This window comes from Schaalia sp. 19OD2882 (genome assembly GCF_018986735.1).
Taxonomy (GTDB): domain Bacteria; phylum Actinomycetota; class Actinomycetes; order Actinomycetales; family Actinomycetaceae; genus Pauljensenia.
On sequence record NZ_CP065521.1, the window covers coordinates 548,513 to 558,890 of the forward strand.

General features: G+C 68.1%; 8 protein-coding genes. 1 reads left to right on the plus strand and 7 read right to left on the minus strand.

Annotated elements, in window-relative coordinates:
• Position 1: 1 nt before the first annotated feature.
• The 6 genes from I6B53_RS02405 to uidA are packed head-to-tail and all read right to left on the minus strand — an operon-like array spanning position 2 to position 7,503.
• A complete protein-coding gene (locus I6B53_RS02405; protein ID WP_216764683.1) occupies positions 2 to 1,399 on the minus strand; it encodes a mannitol dehydrogenase family protein in 1,398 nt (465 codons plus the stop codon).
• The gene (gene uxaC, locus I6B53_RS02410) at positions 1,396 to 2,811 is read right to left on the minus strand and encodes a glucuronate isomerase (RefSeq protein WP_216764684.1); all 1,416 of its coding nucleotides are present in this window, start codon (positions 2,809 to 2,811) and stop codon (positions 1,396 to 1,398) included. The genes I6B53_RS02405 and uxaC overlap by 4 nt, the downstream gene beginning before the upstream one ends.
• 9 nt (positions 2,812 to 2,820) lie before the next feature.
• The gene (locus I6B53_RS02415; RefSeq protein WP_216764685.1) at positions 2,821 to 3,924 is read right to left on the minus strand and encodes a LacI family DNA-binding transcriptional regulator; all 1,104 of its coding nucleotides are present in this window, start codon (positions 3,922 to 3,924) and stop codon (positions 2,821 to 2,823) included.
• The gene (gene larB, locus I6B53_RS02420; RefSeq protein ID WP_216764686.1) at positions 3,917 to 4,612 is read right to left on the minus strand and encodes a nickel pincer cofactor biosynthesis protein LarB; all 696 of its coding nucleotides are present in this window, start codon (positions 4,610 to 4,612) and stop codon (positions 3,917 to 3,919) included. Before larB ends, I6B53_RS02415 begins: the two co-directional genes overlap by 8 nt.
• Positions 4,612 to 5,616: an ATP-dependent sacrificial sulfur transferase LarE gene (larE, locus tag I6B53_RS02425; protein ID WP_216764687.1), complete on the minus strand. Its 1,005-nt coding sequence runs from the start codon at positions 5,614 to 5,616 to the stop codon at positions 4,612 to 4,614. The genes larB and larE overlap by 1 nt, the downstream gene beginning before the upstream one ends.
• Before the next feature lie 24 nt (positions 5,617 to 5,640).
• Positions 5,641 to 7,503 (minus strand): beta-glucuronidase, encoded by a 1,863-nt coding sequence (gene uidA / locus I6B53_RS02430; RefSeq protein WP_253953941.1) that lies wholly within the window; start codon positions 7,501 to 7,503, stop codon positions 5,641 to 5,643.
• 184 nt (positions 7,504 to 7,687) lie between these two features.
• Between uidA and I6B53_RS02435 the strand changes: the two genes are divergently transcribed.
• Positions 7,688 to 9,121, plus strand: coding sequence for an MFS transporter (locus I6B53_RS02435; RefSeq protein WP_216764688.1), 1,434 nt, complete (start codon positions 7,688 to 7,690; stop codon positions 9,119 to 9,121).
• Between the two features lie 228 nt (positions 9,122 to 9,349).
• Here the strand turns inward: I6B53_RS02435 and I6B53_RS02440 are convergent, their stop codons facing one another.
• Entirely contained in the window at positions 9,350 to 10,369 is a 1,020-nt protein-coding gene (locus I6B53_RS02440; RefSeq protein WP_216764689.1) for a LacI family DNA-binding transcriptional regulator, read from the minus strand.
• Between the last annotated feature and the right edge of the window lie 9 nt (positions 10,370 to 10,378).

Consider the following 10,378-nt stretch of genomic DNA (forward strand, 5'->3'; position numbering starts at 1 on the left):
CTCAGCGCGCCTTCTGGAGGATCTCCTCACAGGCTGCGACCACCAGGGAAACGACCCTGTCCTCACCTGCCACGTCAGGTGCCAGGAAGTGCAGGACACTGGAGACGTCCTCAGCCACCGTTCCACCGACCAGTGCGGTGACCTGCTCGGCCGCCACGTCCTTGACCGGGGCGCCCACACCACGCAGGTGCGCGATCCAGGCGGCCAGCAGCCGCACCGCACCCGCGGGGGTGGCCCCCTGGGCGAGGCGGGCACGCAGCACCGGCAGGCATCGCACGGGGATCTTCACGGAACCGTCTGCCGCGATCTGCGCCAACAGGTGACGCACCCTCGGGTTCGTGAAGCGCTCCAGCAGCGACTGCCTGTAGGCCTCCCACGGCACGGACACGCACGCACCCGCATCCTGCCACCACTGTTCGACCCACTCACGCAGTGTCGGCTGGACGATCGCCTCGGCCACCGTCCGGCAGCCCAAGGCGGAACCCGCATAGGCAAGCAGCGAATGCGCGCCGTTGAGCATCCACAGTTTGCGTTCCTCGTACGGGGCCACATCGTCGACGAAGGTGACTCCTGCGCCCGCCCAGTCCGGGTGGCCGGCAGGGAAGTCGCCACTGATGACCCACTCGGCGAAGGGCTCTGTGGGGACAGGGGAGGAGTCCTGATAGCCCAGGGCGGACACGGCCGCCACGTCGTCGTCGGTGGTGGCCGGCGTGATGCGGTCGACCATCGAACTGGCCCACGACACATTCGCCTCCACCCAGTCCAGGGCATCGGGTGCGACCTGCGTGAGCGCGTCGAGGACGACCCGGCGGAAAGCGCTGCCGTTGTCGCAAAGATTGTCACAGGGCAGGACGGTCAGCGGCCCCGCATCCGCCTCGCGGCGCACCAGGACTCCGGCGGCCACACGCACCGGCGTACTCGCCAGCGCACATGAGGACAGGGATTCGACGCTCGCACCCTCCTTCGCCAGTTGATCGCGCAGGTCCGCCACGTCGGCGGCCACGTCCGTGGCGTCCACGTCCAGGGACCCGTCCGCGCGACGACGATAGCCGGCCTCGGTCACGGTGGAGGTGACGATCGCCGTCGCGGGAGCCGCGAAGTAGCCGAGCAGGGCCGACGTGTCGCTGGCCGGGTGGACGGCGGACAGGGAGGAGATCACCTCGAAAGTGTCCATGTCGGCCCCCTTGGTCACCAGCGTGTACAGGCCGTCCTGGGGTGCCAGCAGCTCGGCGGCCGTGGGACGGCGGCCCGTGAAGGCGGCGATGCCCCACTGGTCGGCGTCGCGGCAGTGCTCGGTGTACCAGGCCTGGTGGGCGCGGGTGAAATTGCCCAAGCCCAGGTGGATGATCCTCACGGGGGCTGCGGGGCGACCATGGGTGGCGCGATTGAGTCGTTTCACAGCTTGAACACCTTCTTCGGTTGGGTGGTGACCAGGGCCACGGCGGTCTCAGCGGCCTCGTCCATGGCGAGGCGGTGTTCGGCGACCAGGCCGGCCAGGAAGGCGCAGTCGACTCGGCGTGAGACATCGTGGCGCACGGGGATCGAGCAGAAGGCGCGGGTGTCGTCGATGAACCCGGAGGTCTTGGCGAATCCCGCGTATCCGGTGACGGAGCGGCGGTAGCGCATGATCGCGTCGGTCTCGTCGATGAACCACCAGGGGGCTCCGATGAACAGGCCCCTGTACCAGCCCGCCAGCGGCGCCAGCTCGCGGGAGTAGACCGTCTCGTCCATTGTGAAGACCACCAGGTGGAAGCCATCCGAGTTTCCGTAGGCGTCGAGCATCGGCCGCAGGGAGCGGGTGAATTCGACGCTGGTGGGCACGTCCGCACCGACATCGGCGCCGTAGCGGGTCGAGGCGGAGCTGTCGTGGTTGCGGGCAACTGCCGGATGCAGGGTCATGACCAGCCCGTCCTGGACGGCCAGGGCCGCCTGGTCGTTGAGCATGTGGGCGCGCAGCAACTGCGAGTCCGACCAGGTGATGGTGCCCGCCAGGGCACGCGCGAAGAGGGTGGCCACCTGGGCTTCGCCCAGGCGCTCGCAGGTGGCGTCCACGTGGGAGTGGTCGGTCGACACGGCACCGAGTTCCTTGAAGTGGGCGCGCCTGCGTCGCATGGCTTCCAGGTGGCTGGGGTAGTCGACGATGTCGACGTCGGCGGCACGGCCGAGCGCCCGGGTGAGGTCGCGCCAGTCGCTGCGGGCCGGCTCAAGATAGGCGTCGGGGCGGAAGGTGGGCACCACACGCCCCTTCCAGGTGGGGTCCTCACGTAGCTTCCGGTGGGCCGCCAGGTCCGAGCACGGGTCGTCGGTGGTGGCCAGGGTTTCGATGCGGAAGCGCTCGTACAAGGCCCGAGGGCGGTACGCGGGGTCCGCCAGGCGTTCGGCGATGGTGTCGTGGATCAGGTCGGCGCTTTCCGCGCCGGGTCGCACCCGGATGCCGAAGACGTCGTGGAAGACGGACTCGAACCACGTCTGGACGGGGGTGCCGCGAAAGACGTGCCAGTTCTCGCACAGCAGGCGGAAGGCGCGCCGTGACGCGTCGGCGTCCAGGGGGCCTCCCACACCCACCCCGAGCTCTTCCAGTTCAACTCCGGCTGCCGAGTGCAGCATCCGATTCGTGTAGTGGTCGGGGGTCAGGAGCAGACTTGTGGGGTCGGTGAAGGGCAGGTTGTCGGCCAGCCACTCTGCGGGCACGTGCCCGTGGGGGGAGATGATCGGCAGCTTGTCGACCAGTTCGAAGAGTTCGCGTGCGATGGTGCGTGTGCCGGGGTCTGCCGGCAGGAGCCGGTCAGGGTGCAGGGCCAGGGGCTTCATGGAGTCTCCTCAGAAGTGGGGGTGCTGTCCCACCGGTTGCACCGGCGAGTGTGGGTACGACACCGAGTCGCGTTGGACAAGAGTCACGGGAACGACGAAGGTCTGGTTGAGGCGGGCGCTGCGACGGGTCACTTGGTGGATGAGGGTGCATGCCGCGCTCTGGCCGATCTCCGTGGCGCTGGTGGCCACGCTGGTCAGGGTCGGCGTGTTGAGCACGGCCGAGATCGAGTTGTCGATGCCGACCACCGAGACGTCATCGGGGACGCGCATGCCCAGGGCCTGCACGCCTTTCATGAAGCCGATGGCCATGATGTCGTTGAAGGCCATGACGGCTGTGGTCGGGTTGTCCCGCCAACGTTGGGAGGCTTCCAGTCCGCCGCGCACGGAGGGTACGCACGGTCCGATGCGACGCACGGGCATGTCGAAGGACTTGCACGCTTCGGTGACGGCCCGCCACCGGGTGCCGTCCATCCAGGAGGCTTCCGGGCCCGCCAGGTAGGTGAGGCGTTCGTGCCCCAGGGACTCCAGGTACTGGACGGCTCGGCGCAGGCCGCCGCGCGTGTCGGGGACCACGGAGGTGGTGCCCTGGACGACCCTGTTGACCGCCACCAGCGGGGTGACCTTGGCGACCTGGGCGATGGCGGAGTCGGACAGGCGTGAGGCCACCAGTGCGACCCCGTCGACCACGGGGACGATCCGGTTGATCAGGTCCTGCTCCAGGACGCTGTTCTCCTGCGAGTCCAGGAGGATCGTCGAGTACCCGGCCTCGTGGGCTTCGTTCTGGAAGGAGCGCATCATGTGCGTGTAGACCGGGTTCGTGGCGTCGGCGGCGACGAAGGCGAGGATCTTCGTGGCTTCGTCGCGTTCGGAGCGGGGGATGACGCTGGTTCGGTACCCGAGGCGTTCGGCGGCCAGTCGGATTCTCTCTGCCGTGTCGGCGTTGACCCGGCCGGGCCTCGCGAAGGCGCGGGACACGGTCGAGGGCGAGACCCCGACCTCGTGGGCCACGTCGTAGATCGTGACCCGGCGTTGGTTCGCCTGCGGATCCGGTGTGTCGAGGGTATCGCCCTCATCCGATGGTGAGGGGCCGGAGGTGGGGGGCTGCTCAGTCATTGGCGCCTCCCGAAAGGGCGCCGACAGCCGCGATCTGGGCCGCCAGGTGCCCGGCCCCGTACCCGTTGTCGATGTTGACCACACCGACCCCGGGGGCGCAGGAGCTCAGCATCGACAACAGCGCCGTCACCCCGCCAAAGGTCGCCCCGTATCCCACTGAGGTCGGCACGGCGACCACCGGCGCCTTGACCAGTCCCGCCACGACGGGCACCAGAGCGCCCTCCATACCGGCGACCACGACGATGACATCGGCGGTTTCGAGGGCCTCACGTCGGGCGAGGATCCGGTGAAGGCCAGCGACCCCCACGTCGTTCAGGGTTTCGACCCGGCGACCGAGGTGGCGGGCGGTCATTGCCGCCTCCCTGGCCACCGGCAGGTCGGAGGTGCCCGCACACACGACAAGGACACGGCCCCCTGTCGGCTCGGGCGGAGTGGGCGGCCAGGCGAGCATACGGGCCACCGGGTCGTGGAGCGCGTCGGGCAATTCGGCGAGGACGGCACGGGCGTGAGTGTCGTCGGCCCTGGTGAAGAGCAGTGTTCCCAGGGCCGAGTCGTCTCCGACCCGTCGCGCCCGCTCTGCCCATTGGCGGGCCGCGTGTTGACACTGCTCGGGCGTCTTCGACTCGCAGTAGACGGCTTCGGCGTATCCGCGCCGTGCGTGTCGGTCGAAGTCCAGGTTCAGTTCCATCAGGCGCTCCGACCCGAATTCAGGACGTGCAGGGTGAAGGCGCCCGACTGGATGCCGTCCAGGTCAAGGCTGACGAAGCGGAAGCCCGCCGCGCGCACGGCCCTCAGGACCCTCTCACGCACTCCTTCCTCCAGCAGCAGGTGGAACTCGTCGACGGGAACCTCGACGCGGGCAACCTCTCCGTGGTGGCGCACTCGGCAGGTGGTGAACCCTGCGGCCAGGACCGCGTCCTCGGCGGTGTCGACGGCCCTCAGGGATGCGGCGTCGACAGGTGTGCCGTGGGGGATGCGTGAGGCCAGGCAGGGGCTGGAGGGCAGGTCGGCGCTGTTGAGCCCGAGTTGCGCGGCGATGGCGCGGACCTGCGACTTCGTGATCCCGGCAATCTGGAGCGGGGCGATGACCCGCCGTTCGGCCGCTGCCCTGGTGCCAGGGCGGTCCGCCGCCAGGGCGTCGTCCGCATTCGTGCCGGTCACCAGGATGTCGAGTCCGTCGGAGCGGAGGACCTCCAGGGTGATCCTGTCGTAGGTCTCCGACTTGCAGAAGTAGCAGCGGGAGGCGGTGTTGGCCCGGTAGGACGGGTTGTCGAACTCGCGGGTGTGGACCTCGACCAGGCGCAGGCCGAGTTGGTCGGCCTGCGCCCTGGCCAGGTCATGGTGACGTCTGGACAACGAGGGAGAGACCGCAAGGGCCAGAACGGTGTTCTCCCGGCCCAGTGCCCTGGCCGTCAGGGCCGCCAGGACCGAGGAATCGACCCCACCCGAAAAGGCCACGGCTGCGGTGCGCGCGCCGACCCGGGCGAAGGCCTCTCGAACTGCCTCGGCCCGTGCGGCCAGCTCGCCCGGCAGCGGCGCCCACAGGTCCACCGTCGTGGCACGCGCGCTGTCCACCGCCCCGCCTCCGGGTTCGACCCGCCCGCCGGCGGAGGCGCCGCTGGGCGCAACACCTCCGGCCCGCCCTGTGACCTCCGCCCGCTCCAGCCGAGTCGTCTCGGTTGTGCTCTCCATCGTCCTCGTCTCCGTCCAGGGGTCTCAGCGACCCGATTCGTCCCTCATCCGCGTCCAGCGCTCGCGGACCTTCCAGGCCGCCGCCTTGGGTTGACGTTCGCGGGTGAACATGCCTTTCTTGTTCCCGCCCACGCGCATGATGCCCGGCGTGGTCTGGAAGTCCGCGAAGTTCCACATCTGTTCACCCACGACCTCGTCCACGTCGTCGAAGACCCGGTGGAACATGTCCAACATGTCCACCTGGTACTCCTCCGACCACGGGCGGCGGTGCATGTCGTGCAGGCCGGGCATCGTGTCCGGGCCGTACTCGGTGAAGATGATCGGTTTGCCGGGGGCGCGGCGGATCCACCCGGCGATTTCCTCGCGCAGGTGCTTCTCGGCCGACGCCAAGTCGCCGTTGTCCCAGTACCAGCCGTAATAGCGGTTGAGCATGACCACGTCGAAGTCGTCGATGAGGGTCTCGGCCTCAGGCCCGCCGATCTGCACATTCACGTATCCGACAGGTCGGGTGGGGTCGGCTTCGCGGGCCAGCGCCGCCAGGGGCGAGAAGTACTCGTGCGCCTCGGGCGTGTGCGACTCGGGCTCGTTGGCGATGGACCACATGACCACGCAGGGGTGGTTGCGGTCGCGGGCGATGAGTTCCCGGATGTGATCGGCGTGGACCTGGCGTGTCTGGGTGCTGACGGTGTTCGGGGTGAAGGTCGGGAAGTTCTTGCCTCCGAAGATTCCACCGGCGATTCCGGTGTTCAGGCCGACGGCAGCGGTCTCGTCGATGACGACCATGCCCACACGGTCCGCGTGGTCCAGGACCTCCTCGTCGTAGGGGTAGTGGGAGGTGCGGAAGGAGTTGGCGCCCTGCCAGGCCATGAGCTCGAAGTCGTGGAACATGAGGACGTGGTCGTGGCCCTTGCCGCGGATCGGCCGGTCCTCGTGGCAACCGTAGCCGCGGAAGTGGAAGGGCCGGCCGTTGATGAGGAACTTCCCGTCCCGGACCTCGACGGTGCGGATGCCGAAGGGCTGCGGGTACACGTCCTGGTCGGCGTGGATCTCAAGGGTGTGCATGCCGCCCTTGCCGGGCTCCCACAGGACGGCGTCGTCGATGCGCACCGTCCCGGTGGTGCCCTCGCACGTGGCCACCACGCTTCCAGCGGGGGCCAGGACGTTCACCCGGACCTCGCGTGCACCTGGGGCGTCGACCTCGTAGTGGACCACACCGGTGCTCCCGTCGATGTCGGTGCTCACCCGGACGTTCTCGACGTGCACGGCGGGGCGGGTGCACAGCTGCACGCTGCGGTGGATGCCCGCGTAGTTGTAGAAGTCGTGGAAGTAGCGCTGGACCTGATGGCCGGCGTCGGTCGTGTCGACCCAGCCGGGTGGGATGGTCGTCCACGAGAGGCGGTTGTCGACGCTCACGGACAGGCGGAAGTGGGTCCTTCCGGCGACCAGGTCGGTCACATCGGCCTCTAAGGGCAGGTATCCGCCTTGGTGGCGGGCGACTTCGACCTCGTCGACCCAGACGACTGCGCCGTGGGTGACCGAACCGAAGTGCAGGACCAGGCGCTCGTCGGGCAGCGTGCGCGGGACGGTGACGCTCCTCTGGTAGCGGACCGGACCCACGTGGTCGTGGATGGCGGTGTCGACGGTGACGTCGTTGAACGAGGACGGGACGGGCATGGGGCGGGGATCGGTGATCCCCTCGGTCAGCCAGGCAATGTCGTCGGAGTCGGTGGCCAGTGCGAAGTCCCAGATCCCGTCGAGGCAGTGGATCGTGCGGGAGGAGGACGGGCGTGGTCGTAGCATTCTCAGCTCCTTTGCCGAGGTCATTGCGGTGTGTTCCCTACGCACCCATTCGAGCACGACGGGGTGGGCGTTCCAGGCTGTTGCCACCTGTTGCAGACCTTCATGCGCATTGTGAGGCAACTCATGGCAACGGTGCTACAGGGGGTGTGTGTTCTGGAAAGAATCTGGCCAAGGCCTCCGAAGGCGGCAGGCCGTCAACGACCCCATCGACGCGCAGGCTCCACAACGGCGTGCGACGGTCGAGGTCCCACGAGGTCAAGGGAGACCAGAGATGACCAACATCCAGGCAAGCAAGGCCATCCGTCCTTTCGGATGGCGCGACAAGATCGGCTACATGTTCGGTGACTTCGGCAACGACTTCACCTTCATCCTCCAGATGATGTTCTTCATGGTGTTCTACACGGACATCATGGGCATCGAGGCCGCCCATGTCGGCCTCCTCTTCCTCGTGGCGCGCATCGTCGACGCCTTCACCGACGTGGGCATGGGGCGCGTGGTGGACGTCCTCAAACCCAGTGGGGGCGGCCGTTTCCGCCCGTGGCTCCTGCGCATGTCCATCCCGGTGGCCCTGGCGGGCGCGTCGATGTTCATGCCCTTCATGGCGGAGGCCTCCTACGGGGTGCGCATCGCCTACATGTGCGTGACCTACCTGCTGTGGGGCTCGGTCTTCTACACCTCGATCAACATCCCCTACGGCTCCATGGCCGCGGTGGTCACCGACGACCCGGGTCAGCGCGCTTCCCTGTCGGTGTTCCGCTCCCTCGGCGCAAACCTGGCCTACCTCATCATCTCGGCGGTCCTGCCTCAGATCGTCATCGTCGACAACAGGATCGACCCGACGCGCATGGCCATTGCCGCGGTGGTCTGCGGCGTCCTGGCCGTCGTCTGCTACGTCCTGTGTTGGAGCAACGTCCAGGAACGCATCGAAGCCAAGGTCGCCGGACCTGCGGAGCGCATCGGATTCGTCCAGATGCTGGGCACCTTGGGCAGGAACCGTGCGCTGATCTCGCTTGTGGCGGGTGCCATCGTCTTCCTGGTGGGCAGCCAGATCGCGGGCACGACCACCACCTACCTGTGGAAGGACTACTTCCAGCGCGGTGACCTCATGTCGCTCGCCCAGATCATCTCGGTGGCTCCGGTGTTCATCCTGGCTCTCGTCGCCTCCTGGCTGGCGGCCAAGGTCGGCAAGAAGGAGACCATCGCGGTCACCTTGGCAATCGCCGCCGTGGTCGCGATCATCTGCTGGATCCTCAGGATCACCAACCCCTTCGTCTTCATCGCCGCCTTCTTCATCATCTCCATCGGCGTGGGCATGTACAACATCCTCGTGTGGGCGGTCATCACCGACGTCCTCGACGCCCAGGACGTGGCCACCGGACAACGTGACGACGGCACGATCTACGCGATCTACTCCTGGTCGCGCAAACTTGGTCAGGCTTTGGCCGGCTACATCGTCGGCTGGGCGGTCAGCGCCGTCGGCTACAGCGCCGAGGCCGCCAAGGCGGGCCAGGCCCAGTCCCCCGAGGCCGTCTCAGGCATCTACATGTTGTTCTTGCTGATCCCGGGCATCCTGTACGCGATCACGGCAGTCATCATGTGGTTCTGGTTCCCCTTGGGCCGCAAGAAGGTCCTGGACAACGTCGAGATCCTCCGGGCCCGCAAAGAGGCCGCCGAGGCCCAGGCCCCCGCACCCGCCCAATCCTGATCCGACACCCTTCATGTGCGCTCTGCCGCTCCTGCACGGGAGCTGACGCCCCTTGTGCCGGGAGCCGACCCGGTGGGTGCCCGGATGGCTCGTTCCAGCGGCGGGGGACCGGGGTTCGCGAAGGCGGTGGCCGCTCCGGCAGGAGCGGCCACCGCCCCATTTGCCTTGGCCCACGTGTCGGGTGTGGGGGCCGCACATGAGACCGGCGGCGTGCCCGCGAACGGGCGCTCAGGTGTCGGCTCGGAGGCGCCGGGGAAGGCCGTGCAGGGTGGAGTCCCGCAGGACGAGGGTCGGCACCGGTTCGACGATCGAGGCCGGGTTCTGACCGCGCAGGCGGGCGAGGACGAGGCGACCTGCATCGGCGCTCAGGCGGCTTGCGCTGGTGGCGACCGCGGAGATCGCAGGCGTGGTCGCGCGGCACAGTGGCGAGTCCTGGCAGGAGAACAACAGGACGTCGGCGTGAGCGCTCCCATTGGTGGCCGCCAGTCCACCCAGGGTGAGGATCTCGTTGTCGAAGATCAAAGCGTCGACATCTTTTTCGAGCAGCGAAGAAGCGGCGCTGCGGCCCGCTGTTTCGGTGAAGTCCGTGCCCTCTGAGACGAACACCCGGACCTGTGGGTGCTCGTCGGCGTAGGCGTGCAGGGCTGCACAGCGCGAAACCGTGTGGATGAAGCTTGCGTCCCCCGAGACGTAACCGATTCGGCGCGCCCCCTGCGCGACGAGGTGTTCGACAATGCTCCGGATCAGGGCATCGTCCGCGGTGATGACGCTGGGCAGTCCCGGCGCGTCGAGACCGACGACGACTGCGGGCAGGTCAAGGTCCTTGACGAGGTCGAAGCGGGGATCCCCGACGACCGGTTCGACCAGGACCACACCGTCCACGCGTCCGGACGAACTCCACTCCCTGTACAACTGCATCTCCTCCTCCAGGCAGGAGGCGTGCCGCATGACCAGGTCCATGTTCGCGGTGGCAAGCTCGCTCTGCAGGCCGATGAGGAAGTGGAAGTAGAAGCCTTCCGAGGCGTAGGAGTCGTCGGGTCGGGTGATGACCAATCCGATGGCGTCAGCGCGGGCGCGGGACAGGGCCTGGGCGCGCGGACTGGGTGTCCAGCCGGCCTCGTGGGCGACCGTGAGGATCCGCTCGCGTGTCTCCTGGCCGACCCCTGGACGCCCGTTGAGGGTGAAGGAGACCGCGGTGGGGGAGACCCCGGCCTTCTCGGCGATGTCCTTGATCGTGGTCTTCTTCACCGCAGGCCT

Coding starts and splice junctions, on each gene's coding strand:
- larE (WP_216764687.1), bottom strand. CDS start 5,616: ATGGAGAGCACAACCGAGACGACTCGGCTGGAGCGGGCGGAGGTCACA.
- larB (WP_216764686.1), bottom strand. CDS start 4,612: ATGGAACTGAACCTGGACTTCGACCGACACGCACGGCGCGGATACGCC.
- I6B53_RS02435 (WP_216764688.1), top strand. CDS start 7,688: ATGACCAACATCCAGGCAAGCAAGGCCATCCGTCCTTTCGGATGGCGC.
- I6B53_RS02415 (WP_216764685.1), bottom strand. CDS start 3,924: ATGACTGAGCAGCCCCCCACCTCCGGCCCCTCACCATCGGATGAGGGC.
- uxaC (WP_216764684.1), bottom strand. CDS start 2,811: ATGAAGCCCCTGGCCCTGCACCCTGACCGGCTCCTGCCGGCAGACCCC.